This is a genomic window from Burkholderia sp. 9120, assembly GCF_000745015.1.
In the GTDB taxonomy this organism is placed as follows: Bacteria; Pseudomonadota; Gammaproteobacteria; order Burkholderiales; family Burkholderiaceae; genus Paraburkholderia.
Window position 1 is genome coordinate 2425297 of the sequence record NZ_JQNA01000002.1, and the last position, 23348, is coordinate 2448644.

A 23348-nucleotide genomic window follows, 5' to 3' on the forward strand; every position below is an offset into this window, starting at 1 on the left:
CGGGCACGGCAACATCGCGCGCTCTGGGCAGCAGTAAAGGGGATTACGTACGAGTATCGAGAGGAGGTGCCGGACGACCCGGCTTGCGGTCCAGGGCGTCCGGCTGAAAAGCTGGCTGGCTGACAGTCACAGAGGAGGAGAAATGTGACGGTACGCTGGCGATGCCTTTCAATTGAGAATGGCTATCATTACACAAATAGGGCATTTCCTCAATCGCAGCGAGCGGCTACCGCTTGACATCTACGCGGCGCAAACCGACTCTAGCTGGCGATCCCGTCAACATTGCCGCCGGAACCTTATCCGCCATGCGCCCTTCTTCCGTGGTTTGTTTCGCCCTGGCGTTGTCCGGCTGGTTGGCCGGCGTTCCTTCGGCGAGCGCGAGCGTGCCAACCAAACTGGACGATCCCTACACGAACGAAGGCGAGACGCAGACCTTCACCGTGAACGCCGACGGCTCCTTCTCCAAGCTCGACACGATGACGCTGCGCGTGAACAACGAAGCCGGCGTTGCGCGTGTGGCGCAGCAATACGTCTGGTTCAATCGCAACATGGCGGACGTGCAGATCCTCGAGGCCTACACGACGACCGCCGACGGTGTGCGTCACGACGTGCAGCCCGAGCAGATCCGCGACGTGCAGGAAGCCCGTTCGTTCGACGCGCCGATGTTCCAGGACATTCAGGAAAAGGTAATCGTGTTCCCCGCGGTCGAGCCGGGCGCCCGCGTGCATCTCACCTACCGCAAGACGCAGAAGCAGCCCATCGTGCCGGGCCAGTTCAGCGACTTCACGCCGCCCGACCTCGCGCCGACGCACAACTTCCATCTGATCTACGACCTGCCCGCCGACAAACCGCTCTATGCCGACGCGCGCGGCTTCACCGCCTTGCAACCGGTCACGCGCGACGGCCGCACGCGCTACGAGTATCGCTACGACAAGTCGCACTTCAGCCGGCTGGAGCGCGGCTCGATTGCGTACGTGTCGTATGGCGATCGGCTGATGGTCTCGACTTTCCCCGACTACGCCGCGTTCGCCGCGACCTACCGCGAATCCGCGGCGGACCCGAGCGCGCACGACGCCGCCGTCACGCGTCTCGCGCAACAGCTCACCGCTCACGACCACACACCGCGCGACAAAGCCAAAACGCTGTACGACTGGGTTCGCCGCAACGTCCGCTATGTGGCGATCAATGTAGGGCGCGGCGCGGTGGTGCCGCATAGCGCGAGCGAGATCCTCGCGAACCGCTACGGCGACTGCAAGGACCACGTCGCGTTATACGGCGCGTTGCTCGACGCGGCCGGCGTGCGTAACGAGCCGGCGCTGATCAGCAGCGGCTCGATCTATACGCTGCCGAGCGTGCCGGGCTACGGCGTCATCAATCACATCATTACGTGGCTGCCGGATTTGCAGCAGTACGCCGATTCGACCGCGTCGAATGTCGAATTCGGTTTTCTGCCTTCGTCGGATATGAACCGGCCGACCGTGCTGGTCGGCCAGGGCGTACTGGCGAGCACCCCCGCCACCGCGCTCATGACGCGTAGCAGCGACCTGTCGATGAAGGTCGAACCGGATGGTTCGGCGAGCTTCACCTACCGGCTGGAAGCGGCCGGCGCGTCCGCCGAACAGGCCCGCGCGATGTTGCGCATGCAGACGCCCGCGCAACGCGAGGAATCGATTCAGGCCGAGTTGCGCAGCGCGAATCTGCGCGGCACGGCGACGCTCAGCACCAGCGACCTGAGCGCTGTCGACGGTCCGTTGACGATCACGATGAAAGGCACGCTGGAAAGTCTCGTCGTGCCGGGCGCGGCGGCATCGATTCCGGCGCTGACGAGTCTGGCCGGCGGCTTCGAAGCGGACACGCGCTATTGGCTGGGCGAACGTCAGCGCACGCAACCGTTCGTTTGCCACAACCTCACCTTGCACGAACACGCGCGTATCGAACTGCCCGCGAATTTCCGCGTGCTCGACATGCCGGAGGCGAAACGCACGCAAGACCGCTTCGTCGATTTTCAGTCGCAGTACACGTTCGATCCGCTCAGCAACGTCGTCACGATGACGCGCGAAGGCGCCACGCATTTCGACAGCGACGTCTGCACGCCCGACGACTTCGCGCAGATGCGTCCCGCGATGGAAGCGATCGGCCGCGACGTGCGCGCCGAGGTGATTGTTAAATCGACGCTGGTGGAATCGTCGAGCGTGGCGTCGCAGGCGCCGTGAAGCGCCGGCGGTCTCACACATCAATGCGCGCGCTCAAACCGGCCAGAGCGGTCCTTCCTGCATCGCGCCGATCTGCTCGCGCAATTCGAGAATGCGGTCTTCCCAATAGCGCTGTGTGTTGAACCACGGAAACGCCGCCGGAAACGCCGGGTCGTCCCAACGGCGCGCGAGCCACGCCTGATAGTGAATCAGGCGCAGCGTGCGCAACGCTTCGACCAGATAGAGTTCACGTGGCTCGAAGTCGCAGAAGTCTTCGTAACCGGCGAGCAGATCCGTCAGCGCGCGCGACGCCTCGCCGCGTTCGCCCGGCAGCAGCAGCCACAAATCCTGAATCGCCGGCCCCATGCGGCTATCGTCGAAGTCGACGAAATGCGGGCCCGCGTCGGTCCACAGCACATTGCTCGGATGACAATCGCCGTGCATGCGCAGCAGGCGAATCTCACCGGCGCGCTCGAATGCACGCTCGACGCCTTCAAGCGCGAGATTCACTACGGTTTCCCACGCGGTGCGCACGTCGTCCGGCACGAAGCGTTGTGCCAGCAGGAAATCGCGCGGCTCGTAGCCGAAGGTCTGGATATCGAGCGTGGGACGCTCGGTGTAGTTTTGCGTCTGCCCCACCGCGTGAATACGGCCGATGAAACGCCCCAGCCATTCGAGCGTATCGCGCCGGTCGAGATCGGGCGCACGACCGCCGCGACGCTCGAAGATCGAAAAGCGGAAGCCCTCGAAGCTGTGCAGCGTGCGGCCTTCGAACGCGCGCGCGGGCACCGCCGGAATCTCGCGTGCGGCAAGATCGGCGACGAATGCGTGTTCTTCGAGAATGGCGGCGTCGCTCCAGCGCTCGGGACGATAGAACTTCGCGACTACCGGCGGGCCGTCTTCCACGCCCACCTGGTACACGCGGTTCTCGTAGCTGTTGAGCGGCAGCATGCGGCCGTCGGTTCGTACACCGACGGTAGCGAGCACGCTGTCGAGCGCGTCGAGCACGATTTCCGGCTGGAGCCGGGCGAAGGGCGCAGCGCTATTCGCGCCGGCCTGGGAATCGGAAGTGTCGTCGTTCATGCCCGCATTGTGCGCCGCGCCGCCGTCAAAGACGAGGGCAACGGCTCACGATGCGGTGGACGGCGCCTGAGCGCAGGGTCGCCGCGCGATGGGCGCGCGGCTTACAGACAGCAAACGCGCAGACGGGCCAACGAGCCAACGGGTCGAACTCGAACCAGCGTCAATGAACCTGCGCACTCGACGGACGGACCTGCTCGCCCGTATCGATCAGATCTTCCAGGAAAAAGGGTTCAGTATTCAGGTGCTCGGACGTGCCGGGCTCGCCGGCATACCACGCCACCATGGCCATGTCGCCGAGAATGCGCATGACGATTCCGCGCGCGCCCTGCGGCACGGCGATATGCACCGATCGGACAATAGAACCGATTTGCATGATGTTTCCCCGTTCTCCCATAGCCGGCTTTATGATTTCACGCCGGTCAAGGTAAATAAAAACGCCGCCACGCCGATAACGTTGCGTACGCACCCAATCTTCTGCGCGTTTGACGCGTGAGAGGTTCGAGTCATTGTTCCCGTTTTGCGGGGCCGTGAAAAGCGCGAACTCGGGGCACTTGACCCGTCGTTTCGCCCTATTCCCATTACGCCGCGCCGGACCGATGATTCTTGGCGTAACGCGTCGTAACGAGCCCATCATAAACCCAGCTGGGGGGATATATCAAAAACGTGCATCGACACAATGATCCGTTGAATCGGCCCGGCGCGACTGCCGGCTCGCATCGCGGCCGTCACTGGGGTCGGGGTCGGGTTCAGGCTCGCCGTGGCTGCGGCGTCGCGGGCGCCGTCCTCGTCGGCTTAGACCGTCGCGACTAGCCATGTGGATCGTTCGCCTCGCGCTGCGGCGCCCCTATACCTTTGTCGTGCTGGCCCTGCTCCTGCTGATCGTTGGACCGCTAACGATCCTGCGCACGCCGACCGATATCTTCCCCAACATCGACATTCCAGTGCTCTCGGTGATCTGGTCGTATAACGGCCTGCCCGCGGACGAGATGGAAAAGCGCATCGTGCTCAACTACGAGCGCGGTTTGTCGGTCGCGGTCAACGATATCGAGCACACGGAATCGACCTCGCTGAACGGTATCGCGGTCATCAAGATCTTTTTCCAGCCGCACGCGAATATCGATGAAGCGCTCGCCGAAGTCACCGCGCTGTCACAGACGCAATTGCGCTCGCTGCCGCCCGGCATCACACCGCCGAACATCTTGCGCTACAACGCGTCGACGGTGCCGATTCTGCGGCTCGCGCTGTCGTCGGCCTCGCTCACCGAGCAGGAGCTGTACGACTTCGGCAATAACTTTCTGAAGACGCAGCTCGCCACGGTGCCGGGCGCGTCGGCGCCGTTGCCGTACGGCGGCAAGCAGCGGCAGATCATGGTCGATATCGACTCGCGCAAGCTGCAGGAGCGCAATCTGTCGCCCATGGACGTGGTCAACGCGGTCACCGCGCAGAACCTGATCCTGCCCTCGGGCACCGCGAAAATCGGCTCGACCGAGTACTCGGTGGAAATGAACGGCAGCCCCGATTCGCTCGCCGGGCTCAACAATATTCCGATCAAGTCCACCGCCAACGGCACCGTTTATATCCGCGACGTCGCGCACGTACGCGACGGTTTCCAGCCGCAGACCAATATCGTGCGGGTGAACGGCCAGCGCGCCGCCTTGCTGACCATCAACAAAAGCGGCAACACGTCCACGCTCGAAATCGTCGACCGCATCAAGACGATGATGCCGACGCTGCGCAATCTCGTGCCCGCGTCGCTGAACATCGATCCGGTGGCCGATCAATCGCTATTCGTGCGCGCGTCGGTGCAGGGCGTGCTGCGCGAGGCGTTGATCGCCGCCTGCCTCACCGGTCTGATGATTCTGCTGTTCCTCGGTAACTGGCGCGCGACGCTGATCATCGCCGTGTCGATTCCGCTGTCGATGATCACGTCGATCATCGCGCTCTCCATGCTCGGCGAAACCATCAACATCATGACGCTCGGCGGGCTCGCGCTCGCGGTCGGGATTCTGGTGGACGATGCGACGGTCGCGATCGAAAACATCAGTCATCAACTGGAGCAAGGCAAGACGCTTGAGCAGGCGATTCTCGACGGCGCGCATCAGATCGCGATTCCGACGCTGGTGTCGACTTTGTCGATCTGCATTGTCTTCGTGCCGATGTTTCTGCTGACGGGCGTCGCGCACTACCTGTTCATTCCGCTAGCCGAAGCGGTGGTGTTCGCAATGCTGGCCTCGTATTTCTTCTCGCGAACGTTAGTACCGACGCTCGCGAAATATCTGCTGCGTCATCACCATAAGGCAGTGGACGCGCATCACGCGCCGGCGCAAACGCGCAACCCGTTCATGCGCGTGCACTATGCATTCGAAGGCGGCTTCGAGCGGTTGCGCGAGCGCTATCGCGTGTTTCTCGAAGCGCGCGTCGCACGACCGGGTCTGTTCGTGATGCTGTTCCTGGTGTGCTGCGGCGTGTCGATGTTCCTGATGCCGTTCCTCGGCCGCGACTTCTTCCCCGCGGTCGACGCCGGCACCATCGCGCTGCATCTGCGCGCGAAAACGGGTATGCGAGTGGAAGAAACCGCCGTGGTTACCGATCGCGTCGATACGCGCATTCGCCAGTTGATTCCGAAAGAAGAGCTGCATTCGATCATCGACAACATCGGCTTGCCGGTGTCGGGCATCAACCTGTCGTACAGCAACACCGGCACGATCGGCACCTCGGACGCCGACGTGCTGATCACGCTCAATCCCGATCATCACCCGAGCGCCGACTACGTGCGCACGCTGCGCCGCACGCTCACCGACGAATTCCCCGGCGTGCAGTTCGCGTTTCTGCCGGCGGATATTGTCAGTCAGACGCTCAACTTCGGGATGCCGTCGCCGATCGATATCCAGATCGTGGGCCGCGACGTAGCGGGCAATCGCGTGTTCGCGGCCAATCTGCTGAACCGTCTGCGCAAAGTGCCCGGTCTCGCCGATGCGCGCATCCAGCAGCCCGCCGATTTGCCGCGTATTTTCATCGACGTGGATCGCACGCGCGCGCAGCAAGCCGGTTTCACGCAACGCGATATCGCGAGCAATCTGCTGATCACCCTGTCCGGCAGCCAGCAGACCACGCCGACGTTCTGGCTCAATCCGCGCAACGGCGTCAGCTACAACGTGATCACGGAAGCGCCGCAATACACGATCGATTCACTGCAATCGCTCGCCAATATTCCGCTGAACGCGAACGGCCGCAGCAATATTCTCGGCTCGTTCGCCACGATGACGCGCGAAGCCGGCAACGCGACACTGAACCACTACAACGCGCAGACCACCATCGACATTTACGGCACCGCGGACGGCCGCGATCTCGGCGGCGTGTCCGACGATATCCGCAAGATCATCGACGACGCAAAGGCCGAGTTGCCCAAAACGTCGAGCATCGAAGTGCGCGGCCAGGTGCAGACCATGAACGATTCGTTCTCGGGTTTGTTTGCCGGTCTCGTGTTCGCGATCCTGCTGGTTTATCTGCTGATCGTGGTGAATTTCCAGTCGTGGCTCGATCCGTTCATCATCATCACGGCGCTGCCCGGCGCGCTCGCGGGCATTGTCTGGATGCTGTTTCTCACGCACACCACGCTGTCCATTCCGGCGCTCACCGGCGCGATCATGTGTATCGGCATCGCGACCGCGAACTCGATTCTGGTGATCAGCTTCGCGCGTGAACGCCTGCTCGAACACGGCGACGCGACACGCGCGGCGATCGAAGCGGGCTTCACGCGTTTCCGTCCGGTGCTGATGACGGCGCTCGCGATGGTGATCGGCATGGTGCCGATGGCGATCGGTCTCGGCGAAGGCGGCGAGCAGAATGCGCCGCTGGGGCGCGCGGTGATCGGCGGTTTGACGATCGGCACGCTGGCCACACTGATCTTCGTGCCAGTGGTGTTCTCGATGATCTACCGTCGACTCGCGGCGCGGCGTTTGCGCGCGGCGGAACATGTGGTGCAGAAGCCATGACGTGCATCGCGGCGGCAATCGCAACGGCAAACATGACGAGAGGCAGCGCTGACTGCCCACGCATCTTCACAGGGGAAGTTTGATGGAAGCACATCGTCCGGACGGTTCCGGCACCTCGCACGAACCGGCGAAAAGCAAACGCAGACGATTGATCGCCGTCGCCGTGGCCGTGGTGGTGATCGCCCTCGCCGCGCAAGGCATCTGGTCGCGCCACGACGCGCACGCCGCGCTCGAACGCGATGCCGAACACGCGAGCCAGACCAGCGTGGAAGTCGTGCGGCCGCAGAAGTCGACGGCCGGGCTCGATCTCGTGCTGCCGGGCAACGTGCAGGCCTTTCTCGACACGCCGATCTACGCGCGCACCAACGGCTATCTGAAGAAGTGGTACGCGGACATCGGCGCGCACGTCAAAAACGGCCAGCTGCTCGCCGAAATCGACACGCCGGAAGTGGACGATCAACTGCGCGCCGCGCGCGCCGATCTCGCGAATGCCGACGCCAATTACGCGCTCGCGAAAAGCACCGCCGACCGCTGGACCGACATGTTGAAAAGCAAGTCGGTATCGAAGCAGGAAACCGATGAGAAAGTCGGCGACATGCTCGCGAAGAAAGGCACGCTCGACGCGGCGCGCTTCAATGTTGCGCGTCTGGAGAAGACGCAGTCGTTCCAGAAGGTCTACGCGCCGTTCGACGGTATCGTCACGGCGCGCAACGTGGATGTCGGCGCGCTGATCGACGCGGGCAGTTCGGGCGGCCCGGCGAAGGAACTGTTCCACGTCGCGCAGGCCGACCGCTTGCGGGTGTATGTGAACGTGCCGCAGGCTTACGCACAACAGGTGCGCGCGCAACAATCGGCGTTTCTGACACTGACCGAGACGCCGTCGAAACACTATCCGGGGACGGTGGCGCGCACCGCGGGCGCCGTCGATCCGCAACAGCGCACCATGCTGGTCGAAGTGGACGTCGACAATCGCAATGGTGATTTGCTGCCCGGCGCGTACGCGCAGGTGCATTTCGCGTTGGGCACGGGCGCGGCGCCGTTCACGCTGCCGGGCAATGCGTTTCTGTTCCGGCCGGATGGCGTGAAGGTCGCGACCGTGGACGCGCAGCACAAGGTGAAGCTGATCACGGTGTCGCTGGGGACGGACTTCGGTACGCGAGTGGCGGTCGCGTCGGGTTTAACGGGCAACGAGCAGGTGATTCTGAATCCGCAGGATTCGATCGTCGACGGAGCGCCGGTGCGGATCGTGCCGCGGCAGGGCGCGGCGGGTGCTTCGGGTGCTTCGGGTGCTTCGGGTCCAGCAGCGAACGGTGAAGGTGCGGCCGGTGCGGCCGACACGTCCGGTGCTTCCGGTGCGGCTGGAAACACACCGGCGGCGCACCCTGTCGCGAGTCCATCCGCGAGCGCATCGTCATGAATGCACCAACGCCATCCTCGCGCAGCGATCGCGCGCCTCAACGCAAGCGCGTCGCCTTGCGCACGTCGGCGTGGGTGTCGGCCTTGGCGCTCGCTTCAGCCTGCCTGCTCGCCGCCTGCACCGTGGGCCCCGACTACGTCAAACCACCCACCGCGACCGCCGCCACCTACAAGGAACTCGAAGCCACCGGCTGGATGCCCGCGCAACCCGCCGACACGCTCACGCGCGGCGCCTGGTGGAACGTCTACGCCGATCCCTCGCTCGACGCGCTCGAACAGCAGGTTGCCACCGCGAACCAGACCGTCCAGGCCGCCGAAGCGCGCTTTCGCGCCGCGCGCGCAACCGTCGCGCAATATCGCTCGACCTACTTCCCCGTGATCAGCGCGAACGGCGACTATTCGCGCGCACGGGGTTCGAGCAACGTGCTGCACAAGTCGACCGCCGGCCTCACGCTGAACGACTACCTCGTGCAAGCCGACGCATCGTGGGAGCCGGACTTGTGGGGCCGCGTGTCGCGCAGCGTCGAAGGCGCGAAGGCCGAAGCGCAGGCAAGTGCCGCCGACGTCGACGCCGCGCTGCTGTCCATGCAAGCCGAACTCGCGACCGACTACTTCGAATTGCGCGGCCTCGATCAGGAACGCCAGCTTCTCGACGACACCATCAAGGCCTACACGGAAGCGCTCGATCTGACGCAGCACCGCTACGCCGGCGGCATCGCTACCGACGCCGACGTCGCTCAGGCACAAACGCAACTGAAGACCACCCAGACGCAAGCACTCGATCTCGGCGTGCAGCGCGCGCAACTCGAACACGCGATCGCGATCCTGACTGGCCAGCCGCCTTCGACGTTTTCACTGCCGGTCGCACCGCTCGTCGCGGTGCCGGTCGTGGCCGCTGCGGGCGTGCCGTCGGCGTTGCTGGAACGACGCCCCGACATCGCGGCAGCCGAACGCCATATTGCCGACATGAACGCGCAGATCGGCGTGGCGACCGCGGCGTTTTTCCCCAGCCTGATTCTGTCGGTGACGGGCGGCCTCGAAGCGACCAACTACAGCCAATGGCTGGTGGCCCCGAGCCGGCTGTGGTCGCTCGGACCGGCGCTTGCCGGCACGCTGCTCGACTTCGGCGGACGCGCCGCCGTGAAGGAACAGGCGCGCGCGCACTACGACGAGAGCGTCGCGCAATACCGGCAGACCGTGCTGAGCGCGTTCGGCGAAGTCGAGGACAACCTCGCCGCGTTGCGCGTGCTCGAACAGGAAGCGGCCGCGCAGGACGACGCCGTCGCCGCCGCGCAGCGTTCGCTGGCGGTCGTCTCGAACCGCTACAAGAACGGCGCGATCACGTATCTCGACGTCGTCGTCGCGCAGACCACCGCGCTGACCAACGAGCGCAACGCGGTGTCGATCGCGCGCCGCCGGATGGCTGCGAGCGTGGCGTTGATCAAGGCGTTGGGCGGCGGCTGGGACGCGTCCGCGTTGCCCACCGACGAGCAGATCGTGCATCCGGCAACGGCGGCGAGCGAAGCGGCGGCGCACGGTTAGCGCACGGCGAGTGCCCGGCTCGCCGATCCACGCGGATTTTTCAGCGTATCCTTAACACCTTCGACTCACCCGCGCTCGCCAAGGAGATTGTTTCGTGACCGCGTCGCCGGAATCCCACCGGACTGCTACTTCGGCTGTTCCCTCTTCGTCTGACTCGTCCGCCTCGCCCGCCTCGTTGAGCGCGTCCACGTCCGACGCGCCCGACATCGCCAACCTCACCTACCTCGAACGCGGCACACGAGCCTACTGGCGCGCCAGCATCGCGCTGCTGTTCGCCGGCTACGCCACGTTCTCGCTGATGTACTGTGTGCAGCCTCTGCTGCCGTCCTTTTCCGCGGCGTTCAACGTGACGCCCGCGCAAAGCAGCCTGTCGCTGTCGGTGACCACGGCGGCGCTTGCGCTGGCTATCTTCGTCGCCGGTTTCGTCTCGGAAGGCTGGAGCCGTCACAAGCTGATGACGATGTCGCTCACGGTGTCGGCGCTGCTGACGATCGGCGTGTCGATCGCGCCGCAGTGGCATCAGTTGCTCGTATTGCGCGCGCTCGAAGGGCTCGCGCTCGGCGGCGTGCCGGCCGTCGCAATGGCCTACCTCGCCGAGGAAGTCCATCCCGACGGGCTCGGTCTCGCGATGGGCCTCTACGTCGGCGGCACGGCGATCGGCGGCATGGCGGGGCGCGTGATCACCGGCGTCGTCGCGGATCTGTTTTCATGGCGTGTGGCGATCGGCACGATCGGCGTGCTCGGCATTCTGTCGATGCTCGCCTTTCGCGCGCTGCTGCCGCCGTCGCGCCATTTCGTGCCGCGGCGTGGACTCGGTTTCGGCCATCACCGCAATGCATTGCTGAAGCAGTTCACGCGGCCTGGTTTGCCGTTGCTGTTTCTGCTCGGCTTCGTGCTGATGGGCAGTTTCGTGACGCTGTACAACTACATCGGCTACCGGCTGCTCGCGCCGCCTTACCGGTTGAACCAGACGGAGATCGGTGCGATCTTCATCGTCTATCTGACGGGCGTGGTCGCGTCGCCATGGTCGGGCCGCATGGCCGATACCTTTGGCCGAGCACGCGTGCTGACGGCGAGCCTGCTGTTGATGGCGCTCGGTCTCGCCCTCACGCTGTTGCACCCGCTCGCGGCAATCGCGCTCGGCATTGCCTGCGTGACGTTCGGTTTCTTCGCCGGGCACTCGGTGGCAAGCGGCTGGGTCGGACGCCTCGCGAAAGAGGCCAAGGGCCAGGCCGCCGCGCTGTATCTGCTCGCGTATTACATCGGCTCGAGCGTGGTCGGCTCGTATGGCGGCCACATCTGGGCCGACTATGGATGGAACGGTGTCGCGGGACTCGTCGGTCTGCTGCTCGTGATCGGCATGCTGGCGGCGCTGCGCTTACGCGGACGTGAACGCGAACACGCCACCGGCTGACGGCTGACGCTTCGATCCGCTCTGCATGGAATACCCGTAAAAAGAAAGGCCAGTGTAAACAAACGCTTCACTGTTTTCGTCCCATTTGCTGCGCCGCGCCAATCGCGGCAAGCCTTGGCGCGCCGGGTTCAGCGGCTTGCGAATAGCCGCTGCAGCGCCGCACAGCGCAGCGATGACGGTCAAACCGTCTCCTATACTCGAATCGAGCCGGGCAGTTGCATGACGCCAACATGGCGCCGCTGCCTAAGCCAGTATCAGGTTACGGAGACGACTATGACGACCTACTTCACGATCGGCGATTTCATCCTGGTGATTCCGATGGCGCTGGCCGGCGCCCTGTTTGTCGGCGCGCTTCCCTGCAAGACGGAGTTTCGGCACAACGTGCTACGGGTACTCGGCGCACTGATCGGCGTGATGTTCGCGGTCGTGCTGGTCGAAGGTCTGCCGGCGCTGGTCTAGCGAAACCGGCGCAAAAAAGCCGCCTCACGGGCGGCTTTTTCTGTTGCTGCTGCGGCGGCAACGACTTCGGCCTGCAAGCGCCGGGAATCAGATCGCCTGATCCGTCGACGGCTTTTCCCACAGGTTGATGCCACCTTCGGTCGCGTAGCGGTCGATCTCCGCGAGTTCGTCTTTCGAGAACGCGAGGTTCTTCAACGCGCCGACGTTCTCACGCACCTGCTCCGCCCGGCTCGCGCCGATCAGCACGGAGGTCACGCGCGGGTCGCGCAACGCCCAGGCGAGCGCCATTTGCGCGAGGCTCTGGCCGCGACGCTGCGCGATGTCGTTGAGCTTGCGCACGTGCTCGATGTTCTGCTCGCTCAAATGCTCCTGCTTCAACGAACCGCCGCCCGGCTTATTGACGCGCGCGTCTTGCGGCACGCCGTTCAGATACTTGCCGGTCAGCAGACCTTGCGCGAGCGGCGTGAACGCGATCGACCCCGCGCCGACCTGCTCCAGCGTATCCAGCAACTCGTGTTCGATCCAGCGGTTGAGCATGTTGTACGCGGGCTGATGGATCAGCAGCGGCACTTTGTATTCGGCGAGCAGCTTCGCCATTTCAAGCGTCTTGCTGGCCGAGTACGACGAAATCCCGATGTACAGCGCCTTGCCTTGCTGCACGGCAGTGGCCAACGCGCCGGCGGTTTCTTCGAGCGGCGTATCGGCATCGAAACGATGCGAATAGAAAATGTCGACGTAGTCGAGGCCCATGCGCTGCAGGCTCTGGTCGAGACTCGCAAGCACGTACTTGCGCGAGCCGCCGCCCTGCCCGTACGGGCCCGGCCACATGTCCCAACCGGCCTTCGACGAAATCAGCAGCTCGTCGCGATATGGCTTGAAGTCGTCCTTGAACAGACGGCCGAAGTTGGTTTCGGCACTGCCGTACGGCGGGCCGTAATTGTTCGCTAGGTCGAAGTGCGTGATGCCGAGGTCGAAGGCCGTGCGCAGAATGTCGCGCTGCGTGGAGATCGGCGTGGTGTCGCCGAAGTTGTGCCACAGGCCGATCGACAGCGCCGGCAGTTTGAGACCCGACTTGCCGCAGACGCGGTACTGCATGTCCGAATAGCGTTCTGAAGCTGCTTCGTAAGCCATTGCTTGTGTCCTTGAAGTTGAGGTTGCCCAACCAGTGCGGGCGTGAGGCAATCGCATGCTGCGGGAGGCGTACTTCGCGATGTGTCGCTCGACGTGTTGTCGACGCGTTGTTATAGACGGCTGGTCCGCTATGGTAGCCAATCGACGTGAACCCTGCAGAGGCCCAGTATGCGGGATGGACGATTGCTTGCACGTCCCCTACACTTTGCGCGGACCGAACTGATGGGAGAAGTAGATGGTGAAGGCGATTTCAATCGCGCTGATTGTCGGCGGTATCGTGCTGCTGTATTTCGGCGGTCAGGCGTTCAACTCGGTGAGCAGCGAGGTTTCGCGTGTCTTCACGGGTTCGCCGACGAATAAGGCGATCATGCTGATCGTCGCCGGCGTGGCGGCCACGATCGCCGGCCTGACCGGCGTCGCGTTGTCGGGGCGCAAACGGTAAGCGGCGATTAGCTGCCGGTGCGCGGCGCCTGGCTTCAGGCGCCGAGGCACCCGACGATGGCGCGAGCCGCGCCACGTGCTGGATCAACCACCCGGCTCAAACAATCAGAACGCCACCTCGGGCTTGGCCGCCGACCGGCTGCCCGGCAACGGCACGTTGCTCGCGCCGTGATAGGTGTAGACCAGCGAAAACTTCACCTGGTCGCTGAGGTTCTTGCCGGCCGAATGCAGCGTATTGCAGTGGAAGAACACCACGTCGCCGCCCTTGAGTTCGGGCGATACCGCGGTGCGAATCCATGCCTCGTTGTCCGGCAGATCGGAGCGGAAAAACTTGGCCTCGTCGAAGCGTTCGGAGGTGAACGACGCGTTGTGCGACTTCGGCACCAGCCAAAGCGCGCCGTTGTCGACCGTTTCGGAGCCGAGCGCCACCCACACCGACACCAGATCGTCGCGCTCGAACGACCAGTAACGCACGTCGCGATGCCAGCCGGTCAAGCTGCCGTACGCCGGATGCTTGGTCATCACGCAGTTGTGATGCGCGCGCGACAGGCGCGGTTCCTCACCGAAATACAGCTCCATCCAGCCGCGAATTTCCGGCGCGGTGGCCCATTGCGCAAAGGCCGGCGCGCGGCCATAGGCGTCCAGCAAGCGGCGCACCGTCTGGCCGCCCGGCGCATGCCTGGAATCGGGCGCGCCGGGGTATTTCAGATCCGCCTCGAACTCGATCGGCGCCGCCGCTTCGTGCAACTGGCGCAGTGCAATCTGCTTCAACTCATCGCAACGCTCGGGCGACACCAATCCGGGCACCACGACAAAACCCTGCTCCCGCAACGTCTGAATCTGCTCTTTCTTCGAATGAAGTGACATGGTGTTCCGTTACCGTCGACTAGCTGATCCCTCGATTGTAAAGCGGGCGCGATCGGACAGTGCGCAGTTTCGCGGTGCGGGAAGACGTAGCGCAAATCAGTGAATAGCCCGCTCGCCACGAGCGTTAGAGTGAAATCGAATTACTTCGCGGACGTAATGAACCGTGATCGGGTATTCCAGAATCAATCTGAAAATGCCTGAAGATTAATCATTCAATGCGAATGGATTAAGAATCCGCGATTTCTCGCAACCAATCCTAGATGCGCACCGGGTCACTCGCGACGCGGCAAAATGCCCGCACGTCAAACGGGCAAACACGCACGATAATCGGTCGCAAAGGGCGCGACCCCGTCGACGCGCACCATCGCTTTACTCCGTAAAAACCCCGATTCGCAGGGTAAAAACCGACTTTCTGACGTCATGAATCACGTGTAGCCTGCATACATGTTTAACGCCATTCCCGCACTAGCGCGCCGCATACTGGCCGCTAAGGCCAATATCATCGGCCTCCGTGCCTTTTCCGATCGAATCCCGGGCATTCGCGCCGTTCCTTGCGATCCTGTCATTGGCACATTTGCTGCTCTGACTGACGCACCTTCCGACACGCGACGCGTTGCCCACCTGTGAAGCCATGCATACTCTTCTCAATACCCGCCTTACCCGCGCCGCGCTGAAAGCGGCACGTCCGGCGCGCCGCCATGTCGTGCGCGCGCTGCGCCACCATGCCACGCGCACCCGCGCAATGGGCGAACAATGGCGCGATGCCAAAGCGGTCGACGGCATTCGCACCTGGTTCCACACGTTCTTCTCCGCGCTGCGTCTGCAAGGCAGTTCGCGGCGCTTTTCGCTGCGCACGCTGCTGCGCAAGCCGACGCCGCTACGCCTCGCCGCCCCGCAACTCGTGCCGGTTGCCGCGCCACAAAACACGAGCCGCCGTCCGCGCCGCATGTCGACGAACGGCAGCACCGGCTGGTTCGCGTTCGCGTTTGCGAGCCGTTAAGCGCGTAGCAAAACAGCTCGCCCCAACCAGCGCACCAGCAATAAAAAAACCCCGCCGGGCTCACGCCCGGCGGGGTTTTTCTTAAGCGGACAGCCCGCGCTTATTCAACCAGCGCAGCGACCGGTTCCGTACCGGCAGCTTCAGCGAGCGCCAAAGCCTTGTCCGTGGATTCCCACGTGAATTCCGGCTCTTCACGGCCGAAGTGACCGTAAGCCGCGCTCTTCTCGTAGATCGGGCGCAGCAGGTCGAGCATCTGGATGATGCCCTTCGGACGCAGGTCGAAATGCTCCTGCACGAGGCGCGTGATCGTTGCATCCGACACGCGGCCCGTGCCGAACGTGTTGACCATCACCGAAGTCGGCTCAGCGACGCCGATCGCGTACGACACCTGAATCAGGCAGCGCGAAGCCAGACCGGCAGCCACGATGTTCTTCGCGACATAACGACCGGCGTAAGCCGCCGAACGGTCGACCTTCGACGGATCCTTGCCCGAGAACGCGCCGCCGCCGTGCGGCGCCGCGCCGCCGTACGTGTCGACGATGATCTTGCGGCCCGTCAGGCCGCAATCGCCTTGCGGACCGCCAATCACGAAGCGGCCGGTCGGGTTCACGAGGAACTTGATGTCGCCCTTGATCAGTTCGGCCGGCAGCGTCGGCTTGATGACTTCTTCGATCACGGCTTCGCGCAGCGTGGCCAGTTCGATATCCGGCGAATGCTGCGTGGACAGCACGACGGTGTCGATCGAATGCGGCTTGCCGTCGACGTAGCGCACGGTGACCTGCGACTTCGCGTCCGGACGCAGCCACGGCAGACGGCCGTCGCGGCGCAGATTCGCCTGACGTTCCACCAGACGGTGCGACAGGTGGATCGGCAGCGGCATCAGTTCCGGCGTTTCTTCACACGCGTAACCGAACATCAGGCCCTGGTCGCCGGCGCCTTGATCAAGGTTGTTGTCGTGCGCGCGGTCCACGCCTTGGGCGATGTCCGGCGATTGCTTGTCGTAAGCGACGAGCACCGCGCAGCCGCGGTAGTCGATGCCGTATTCGGTGTTGTCGTAGCCGATGCGCTTGATCGTATTGCGCGCGACCTGGATGTAATCGACGTTCGCGGTGGTGGTGATTTCACCGGCCAGCACGACCAGACCCGTGTTGCACAGCGTTTCCGCTGCGACACGCGAGTACTTGTCTTGCGTCAGGATAGCGTCGAGGATCGCGTCAGAGATCTGATCCGCGACTTTGTCGGGATGGCCTTCGGAGACGGATTCGGAAGTGAAGAGATAGTCGTTTGCCACGTTTCAGACTCCAATTGTGTGGTTACGGTTGAGTTTCACGTAGCCAGCTTCGGGAGCCTTGAAGCGGCGACGCTTTAGCGGAATACCTTACTGGCTGGGGCCTATCACGTGGATCGGACCCGCCAGCTTCGCCCCGCAAGTTGTCTATTAACTCGGCGAAGCCCTTATTATAGCGGCTTCCTTTGTTTGTCACAGAGTGTCCACCCGTGTTGCATTTCGACCCGATCCAGAATTTCTTGAGTAAACCGTCGCTCGACGCCCTGAGCGGAGGACCGACATGCTGAGTCGTCTTGGCGCCCATCTGGCGATCGGCCTGCTCAAATTTCTGGCACTGCTGCCCTACGGTTTCGTGGCAAGACTGGGCGACGGACTAGGCTGGCTGCTTTATCAGATTCCCAGCAAGCGCAAACGCGTCGTCCACGTCAACCTGAGCCTGTGTTTCCCGGAGTGGAGCGCGGAGCATCGCGAAGAGATCGCGCAGAAACATTTCCGCCACGCGATCCGCAGCTACGTGGAGCGCAGCGTCCAGTGGTTCGGCTCGGCGGAAAAATTGAAGAAACTCATTCAGGTGGACAGCGAGGTCGACCTGCTGGATCCGGACATGCCGCCCACGCTGTTGCTAGGCGCGCATTTCGTCGGCATCGAGGCCGGCTCCGTGTTCATCAATTACTCGCTGCACCGGCAGTGCGGCGCGCTCTACCAGCCGATGTCCAACAAGGTGCTCGACGACGTGGCGAAGGCCGCACGCGGCCGCTTCGGCTCCGACATGGCGAGCCGCGCCGACAGCGCTCGCATCGTGCTGCGCTGGCTGCGCGACCGCAAACCGGTCATGCTGGGCGCCGACATGGACTACGGCACGCGCAACTCCACCTTCGTGCCGTTCTTTGGCGTGCCCGCCTGCACGCTCACTGCGGTAGGCCGTCTGGCGGAAGTCGGGCACGCGCAGGTCGTGCCGTTCATCGGCGAGGTGCTGCCGAACTACAAGGGTTACCGGCTGAAGGTATTCAAGCCGTGGGAGAACTACCCCACTGGCGACGACGACGCGGACGCCCGTCGCATGAACGCCTTCCTGGAAGAACAGATTCAGCTGATACCCGAGCAGTACTACTGGGTGCACAAGCGCTTCAAAACCCGCCCGCCCGGCGAACCCAGCGTGTATTGAACGCAGGCGTGGGCGCGTCACTTACAATAGCGTGATGAAACTGAAATTCACCAAAATGCACGGCGCGGGCAACGACTTCGTCGTGCTCGACGGCTACACCCAACCGGTCAACCTGACGCCGGCGCAGGTGCGCGCGCTCGCGGACCGGCATTTCGGCGTCGGCGCCGACCAGTTGCTGCTGGTGGAAAAGCCCACCATCGCAGGCGTCGATTTCAGATATCGCATCTTCAATTGCGACGGCGGTGAAGTCGAACATTGCGGCAACGGCTCGCGCTGTTTCGTGAAGTTCGTGCGCGACAAGGGTCTGACCGACCAGCGCACGGTGCGCGTGCAGGTGCAGAACGGCACCCTCACGCTGACCCTGCAGGAAAACGGCGAGGTGCTCGTCGACATGGGCGCGCCGGTGTTCGACCCGGAACGCGTGCCGTTTGCCACCAAGGGCCTCGAAGGCCGTCGCGAAGGCGCGGACACGCTGTGGCCGCTCGACGTGAACGGCACGACGCGCTGGATTTCAGTGGTGTCCATGGGCAATCCGCACGCGGTGCAAGTGGTCGACGACGTCGAAGCGTTTCCAGTGCTGGTCGAAGGCCCGGTGATCGAGCGTCACGCGCGCTTTCCGCAGCGCGTGAACGCGGGCTTCATGCAGATCGTCGGCCGTAGCGAGATCAAGTTGCGTGTGTTCGAGCGCGGCGCCGGCGAAACGCTGGCATGCGGCACGGGCGCGTGCGCGGCAGTCGCGGCCGGAATCCGGCGCGGTTTGCTCGAGGCGCCGGTGCTCGTGCATACGCATGGCGGCAAGCTGACCATCACGTGGGACAGTGCAAAAGCCGACGAGCCGTTGCTGATGGCCGGCCCTGCGGCGACCGTCTTCGAAGGCGAGATTGAGCTGGCCGATTAGTTAGCTGCCTGAATCCATTGACCGAAGCGCCGCCCCAGGGCGTCGCCCCGTAGTCCTTTAGCCGAAACCATGAACGATCGCGAAGTCGCCGAATATTTGCTCGCCAACCCCGAATTCTTCGCCGACCACGCGGAGACACTCGCGACCATCCGGCTCGCGAACCCGCACGGCAAAGCCGCGGTGTCGCTGCAGGAACGGCAGATGGAAATGCTGCGCGACAAGAACAAGCATCTCGAACGCCGCCTCGCCGAGCTGCTGCGCTACGGCCACGAGAACGACAGCATCGCGTCGAAATTCAATCGCTGGACCATCCGCGTGATGGCCGAGCGCGATCCGTACGCGTTGCCGCGCACGATCGCCAGCGGTTTGCGCGATATCTTCGACGTGCCGCAAGCCGCGCTGCGCGTGTGGGACGTGGCCGAGCCTTATGCGCAAGCCGATTTCGCGCGCCACGTCGGTGAAGAAGTGCGGATTTTCGCCAATAGCCTGACCACGCCGTATTGCGGCGCGAACACCGGCTTCGAAGCGGCGCAGTGGCTGGTGCCGTCCGCGAATGCGACGGCTGCCGCGCCTGAAGAAAGCGCGTCCGGCGCAGCGCCGTCCGAAGCCGCGCACGTCACCGAATCGATCGCACTGCTCGCGCTGCGCGACCCCGAGGGCAAGGAAGAAGCACCGACCTTCGGCCTGCTGGTGATGGGTTCCGCCGACGCGCGCCGCTTCCACGACGGCATGGCGACCGATTTCCTGACGCAGATCGGCGCGCTGGCCAGCGCCGCGCTGAGCCGTTTGCTGCCGCGCTGAGCGCCGATCGTGCAACCGATCCGCTACCGCCGCCCTCGCCGCTAAAAGCCCATCGTGACCGAAGCCGACCCGATCGCCGCCTATCTGTCGAATCTCGAACATGAGCGGCGGCTGTCGGCGCATACGCTGCGCGGCTATACCCACGAACTCGACGAACTCCGGTTGCTGGCCAAGGGCCGGCCGCTGCAAAGCCTGACCGCGGTGGATATTCGCGGCGCCGTATCCCGCGCGCATGCGGGCGGCCTGACGGCGCGATCAATCAGCCACCGCTTGTCGGCATGGCGCGCGTTTTACCGCTGGCTCGCCGGCCGCGTCGATCTGCCGGCCAACCCGGTCGCGACCGTGCGCGCGCCGAAGCAGCCGAAAACGCTGCCCAAAGCGCTGTCCGTCGACGACGCCACGCGGCTGATGGAAAGCCCGCCGCCCGCATCGCTCGAAGGCTTGCGCGATCATGCAATGCTCGAACTGTTCTACTCGTCGGGTCTGCGGCTGTCGGAACTGGTGGGCCTCGACGCCCGTTTCGCCGATGCCGACGGCTACCGCTCCGCCGGCTGGCTCAAGCTCGATGCGGCCGAAGTCGAAGTGCTCGGCAAGGGCAACCGGCGCCGCATCGTGCCGGTCGGCCGCAAGGCGCTGGAGGCATTGAATGCGTGGCTGGCGGTGCGCGACCAGATGGTGAAGCACGATCCGCATCCGCTGTTTCTGTCGGCGCGCGGCAACCGGTTGTCGCCGAACGTGACGCGCGAGCGCGTGAAACGCGCGGCGCTCGTCGCCGGCATTCCCGCCAACGTGCATCCGCACGTGTTGCGGCACTCGTTCGCCACGCATGTGCTGCAGTCGAGCGGCGATCTGCGCGCGGTGCAGGAACTGCTCGGCCATGCCAGCATCACCGCCACGCAGGTCTATACCGCGCTCGATTTCCAGCATCTCGCGCACGTCTACGACAAGGCGCATCCACGCGCCAAAAAACGCGACTGATTCCGCTCGTTGAAGCGGTTCGCAGTCTCCGGTTTCGCTTCACCCGCCGCGTGCGCCTTGCCGCGCGGCTTAATGCTCTGCTGACACCCTGATGAATATCGTTACGCTCAAACCGTCGAAAGAAAAGTCGCTGCTGCGCCGCCATCCGTGGGTCTATGCCAACGCGATCGATCGCGTCGACGGCAATCCCGCGCCCGGCGTCACCGTGCTGGTGCGCGCGCACGACGGCCGTTTCCTCGCCCGCGCTGCCTACAGCCCGCATTCGCAGATCCGCGCGCGGGTGTGGAGCTTCGACGAAAGCGAGCCGATCGATCACGCATTCTTCAAGCGCCGCGTGCAACGCGCGCTCGCGCATCGGCGGACGATGGTGCACGACACCGGCGCGGTGCGGCTGATTTTCGGTGAAGCGGACGGCCTGCCCGGCCTGATCGTCGATCACTACGTCGCCGAAGACGAAGGCCAGCGCAGCCAGTTGGTCTGCCAGTTCATGGCCGCGGGCGTCGAGGCGTGGAAGGACGCGATCGTCGCCGCACTGGCCGACGCGACCGGCTGCCCGAACGTCTACGAGCGCTCGGACGTGTCGATCCGCCAGAAAGAAGGACTCGAACAGATCACCGGCGTGCTGGCGGGCGAAGCGCCGTCGGACGCGTTGATCGCGAGCGAAAACGGCGTGCGTTACCACGTCGACGTGCGCAACGGTCATAAAACCGGCTTCTACGTCGATCAACGCGATAACCGCCTGCTCGTGCAGCAGCTCGCGCAGGGTCGCGAAGTGCTGAACTGCTTCTGCTACACCGGCGGCTTCTCGCTGGCGGCGTTGAAGGGCGGCGCCAAACGAGTGGTGTCGATCGATTCGTCCGGCGACGCGCTGGCGATCGCGCAGCAGAACGTCACGGCCAACGGCTTCGACGCCGAACGCGCAACGTGGCTCGACGCCGACGCGTTCAAGACGCTGCGCCGTCTCTACGATGAAGGCGAGCGCTTCGACCTGGTCGTGCTCGATCCGCCGAAATTCGCGCCGTCGAAAGAACACGTGGACCGCGCGTCGCGTGCTTACAAGGACATCAATCTGACTGGGCTGAAGCTGCTGCGCCCGGGCGGCCTGCTGTTCACCTACTCGTGTTCCGGCGCGATCGACTCCGAGCTGTTCCAGAAGATCGTCTCCAGCGCGGCCGCCGACGCGCGCGTCGACGCGCGGATTCTCAAGCGGCTCGGCGCGGGCGTGGATCATCCGCTGCTCACCGCGTTCCCGGAAGGCGAATACCTGAAGGGCCTGCTGTTGCAAATCGCCTGATCGCCCATAGCTTCAGGGTTATTTCGCGCGCCGGCGGTGCGGCGGTTGAAGCACCAGCCTGAAGCCGCCCGCCTGCACCGGCTTGACAGATATGTTCCAATAACCGGTCAGGCAGGGCTGCGCGCCACCGGCTGCCGCGCCCCGCTTCACGGCCCACGGCTCACGCTCAGATTCCGCAAGTTTCACGAACAACCAGATACAGGCGACCCTCATGATCCCAGTCACCATCCTCACCGGCTTTCTCGGCAGCGGCAAAACCACCCTGCTCAAGCGCATCCTGAACGAAAAGCACGGCTTGAAGATCGCCGTGATCGAAAACGAGTTCGGCGAAGAGAACATCGACAACGAAATTCTCGTGCAGGACACGACCGAGCAGATCATCCAGATGAGCAACGGCTGCATCTGCTGCACGATCCGCGGCGACCTCGCGCGCGTGCTGGGCGATCTGGCCGCGAAGAAGCAGGCCGGCGAAGTGGATTTCGACCGCATCGTGATCGAAACCACCGGTCTCGCGAATCCGGGTCCGGTCGCGCAAACCTTCTTCATGGATAACCAGATCGCCGACGAATTCCTGCTCGACGCGATCATCACGCTGGTCGACGCGAAGCACGCGAACCACCAGTTGGACGAGCACGAAGTGGTGCAGCGCCAGGTCGGTTTCGCCGATCGCCTGTTCATCACCAAGGCCGACCTCGTCGACGAAAAGCATGTGGACGCGCTGCGTCACCGCCTGCTGCACATGAACCCGAAAGCGGCGATCAAGGTCGTCAATTTCGGTGAAGCGGACATCAAGGAAATCTTCGACCTGCGTGGCTTCAACCTGAATTCGAAGCTCGAGATCGACCCGGACTTCCTCGCCGAAGACGAACACGCGCACAGTCATGCTCACGCGCACGACGAGCACGGTCATACGCATGCCCACGACGAGCACGATCACGCCGACTGCGATCATGACCACGGCAAGTGCGATCACGAAGGCCACGATCACGCGCATCACCACCACGCGCACCACGACGACAAGATCAAGTCGTTCGTCTACCGCAACGATCGCCCGTTCGATCCGAACAAGCTGGAAGACTTCCTCGGCGGCATCCTGCAGATCTACGGCGAACGCCTGCTGCGCTACAAGGGCGTGCTGTATATGAAGGGCGTCGACCGTAAAGTCGTGTTCCAGGGCGTGCATCAGATGATGGGCAGCGATCTGGCCGCGAAATGGCAGCCGATCGAGAAAAAGACCAACAAGATGGTGTTTATCGGCATCGAACTGCCGCAAGACCTGATCACCGACGGTCTGGACGCCTGCCTCGCATAACGCCCGGCCGAGGGCGCCGGCAAACGCCCGCGCCCCGACGGCGCTGCCGCGCGCACGACAGTGTGGACGCGG

20 protein-coding genes are annotated in these 23348 nt (G+C 63.9%); 14 read left to right on the forward strand and 6 right to left on the reverse strand.

Annotated features, from left to right (window positions below; genetic code table 11):
• Positions 1 to 305: 305 nt before the first annotated feature.
• Positions 306 to 2213: a DUF3857 domain-containing transglutaminase family protein gene (locus tag FA94_RS18970; protein WP_035554038.1), complete on the forward strand. Its 1908-nt coding sequence runs from the start codon at positions 306 to 308 to the stop codon at positions 2211 to 2213.
• A 33-nt stretch (positions 2214 to 2246) separates the two neighbouring features.
• Here FA94_RS18970 and FA94_RS18975 read toward each other — a convergent pair whose 3' ends face one another.
• Complete coding sequence (locus FA94_RS18975; RefSeq protein WP_035554040.1) at positions 2247 to 3275, reverse strand: serine/threonine protein kinase; 1029 nt, start codon at positions 3273 to 3275, stop codon at positions 2247 to 2249.
• 160 nt (positions 3276 to 3435) lie between these two features.
• Positions 3436 to 3648 (reverse strand): hypothetical protein, encoded by a 213-nt coding sequence (locus FA94_RS18980; protein ID WP_035554043.1) that lies wholly within the window; start codon positions 3646 to 3648, stop codon positions 3436 to 3438.
• A gap of 439 nt (positions 3649 to 4087) precedes the next feature.
• Between FA94_RS18980 and FA94_RS18985 the strand changes: the two genes are divergently transcribed.
• From FA94_RS18985 to FA94_RS19000, 4 genes are all read left to right on the forward strand, one after another.
• Positions 4088 to 7270: an efflux RND transporter permease subunit gene (locus FA94_RS18985; RefSeq protein ID WP_035554045.1), complete on the forward strand. Its 3183-nt coding sequence runs from the start codon at positions 4088 to 4090 to the stop codon at positions 7268 to 7270.
• Positions 7271 to 7352: 82 nt separating this feature from the next.
• Positions 7353 to 8687: an efflux RND transporter periplasmic adaptor subunit gene (locus FA94_RS18990; RefSeq protein WP_051980643.1), complete on the forward strand. Its 1335-nt coding sequence runs from the start codon at positions 7353 to 7355 to the stop codon at positions 8685 to 8687.
• Positions 8684 to 10228: an efflux transporter outer membrane subunit gene (locus FA94_RS18995; protein WP_156126671.1), complete on the forward strand. Its 1545-nt coding sequence runs from the start codon at positions 8684 to 8686 to the stop codon at positions 10226 to 10228. Before FA94_RS18990 ends, FA94_RS18995 begins: the two co-directional genes overlap by 4 nt.
• Positions 10229 to 10403: 175 nt before the next feature.
• Complete coding sequence (locus FA94_RS19000; RefSeq protein WP_231584988.1) at positions 10404 to 11642, forward strand: MFS transporter; 1239 nt, start codon at positions 10404 to 10406, stop codon at positions 11640 to 11642.
• On the opposite strand, the gene FA94_RS19005 is transcribed toward FA94_RS19000, so the two are convergent.
• A complete protein-coding gene (locus FA94_RS19005) occupies positions 11607 to 11825 on the reverse strand; it encodes a hypothetical protein (RefSeq protein ID WP_035554048.1) in 219 nt (72 codons plus the stop codon). The genes FA94_RS19000 and FA94_RS19005 overlap by 36 nt on opposite strands.
• A 90-nt stretch (positions 11826 to 11915) precedes the next feature.
• Here FA94_RS19005 and FA94_RS19010 point away from each other — a divergent pair, with 90 nt between their 5' ends.
• Positions 11916 to 12101, forward strand: a complete 186-nt coding sequence (locus FA94_RS19010) for a hypothetical protein (protein ID WP_035554051.1) — start codon at positions 11916 to 11918, stop codon at positions 12099 to 12101.
• 87 nt (positions 12102 to 12188) lie between these two features.
• Here FA94_RS19010 and mgrA read toward each other — a convergent pair whose 3' ends face one another.
• Positions 12189 to 13232, reverse strand: a complete 1044-nt coding sequence (gene mgrA / locus FA94_RS19015) for an L-glyceraldehyde 3-phosphate reductase (protein ID WP_035554053.1) — start codon at positions 13230 to 13232, stop codon at positions 12189 to 12191.
• A 235-nt stretch (positions 13233 to 13467) separates the two neighbouring features.
• Between mgrA and FA94_RS19020 the strand changes: the two genes are divergently transcribed.
• Positions 13468 to 13674: a DUF3185 family protein gene (locus tag FA94_RS19020; RefSeq protein ID WP_035554055.1), complete on the forward strand. Its 207-nt coding sequence runs from the start codon at positions 13468 to 13470 to the stop codon at positions 13672 to 13674.
• A gap of 104 nt (positions 13675 to 13778) precedes the next feature.
• Here the strand turns inward: FA94_RS19020 and FA94_RS19025 are convergent, their stop codons facing one another.
• Positions 13779 to 14540 carry a phytanoyl-CoA dioxygenase family protein gene (locus FA94_RS19025; protein ID WP_035554057.1) on the reverse strand — a complete coding sequence of 254 codons (762 nt, stop codon included), beginning with the start codon at positions 14538 to 14540 and terminating at the stop codon, positions 13779 to 13781.
• Positions 14541 to 15171: 631 nt separating this feature from the next.
• Between FA94_RS19025 and FA94_RS19030 the strand changes: the two genes are divergently transcribed.
• Complete coding sequence (locus FA94_RS19030) at positions 15172 to 15540, forward strand: hypothetical protein (RefSeq protein ID WP_035554059.1); 369 nt, start codon at positions 15172 to 15174, stop codon at positions 15538 to 15540.
• Between the two features lie 100 nt (positions 15541 to 15640).
• On the opposite strand, the gene metK is transcribed toward FA94_RS19030, so the two are convergent.
• A complete protein-coding gene (gene metK, locus FA94_RS19035; RefSeq protein ID WP_035554061.1) occupies positions 15641 to 16831 on the reverse strand; it encodes a methionine adenosyltransferase in 1191 nt (396 codons plus the stop codon).
• Positions 16832 to 17108: 277 nt separating this feature from the next.
• On the opposite strand from metK, the gene FA94_RS19040 reads away from it, so the two are divergent.
• From FA94_RS19040 to FA94_RS19070, 6 genes are all read left to right on the forward strand, one after another.
• Entirely contained in the window at positions 17109 to 17993 is an 885-nt protein-coding gene (locus tag FA94_RS19040) for a lipid A biosynthesis lauroyl acyltransferase (protein WP_035554064.1), read from the forward strand.
• A 34-nt stretch (positions 17994 to 18027) separates the two neighbouring features.
• Entirely contained in the window at positions 18028 to 18891 is an 864-nt protein-coding gene (dapF, locus tag FA94_RS19045; RefSeq protein WP_035554066.1) for a diaminopimelate epimerase, read from the forward strand.
• A 69-nt stretch (positions 18892 to 18960) separates the two neighbouring features.
• The gene (locus tag FA94_RS19050) at positions 18961 to 19692 is read left to right on the forward strand and encodes a DUF484 family protein (RefSeq protein WP_035554069.1); all 732 of its coding nucleotides are present in this window, start codon (positions 18961 to 18963) and stop codon (positions 19690 to 19692) included.
• Positions 19693 to 19746: 54 nt separating this feature from the next.
• The gene (gene xerC, locus FA94_RS19055) at positions 19747 to 20670 is read left to right on the forward strand and encodes a tyrosine recombinase XerC (RefSeq protein ID WP_035554071.1); all 924 of its coding nucleotides are present in this window, start codon (positions 19747 to 19749) and stop codon (positions 20668 to 20670) included.
• A gap of 91 nt (positions 20671 to 20761) precedes the next feature.
• A complete protein-coding gene (locus tag FA94_RS19060; protein ID WP_035554074.1) occupies positions 20762 to 21964 on the forward strand; it encodes a class I SAM-dependent rRNA methyltransferase in 1203 nt (400 codons plus the stop codon).
• Positions 21965 to 22175: 211 nt separating this feature from the next.
• Positions 22176 to 23276, forward strand: a complete 1101-nt coding sequence (locus FA94_RS19070) for a CobW family GTP-binding protein (RefSeq protein WP_035554079.1) — start codon at positions 22176 to 22178, stop codon at positions 23274 to 23276.
• Positions 23277 to 23348: the final 72 nt, after the last annotated feature.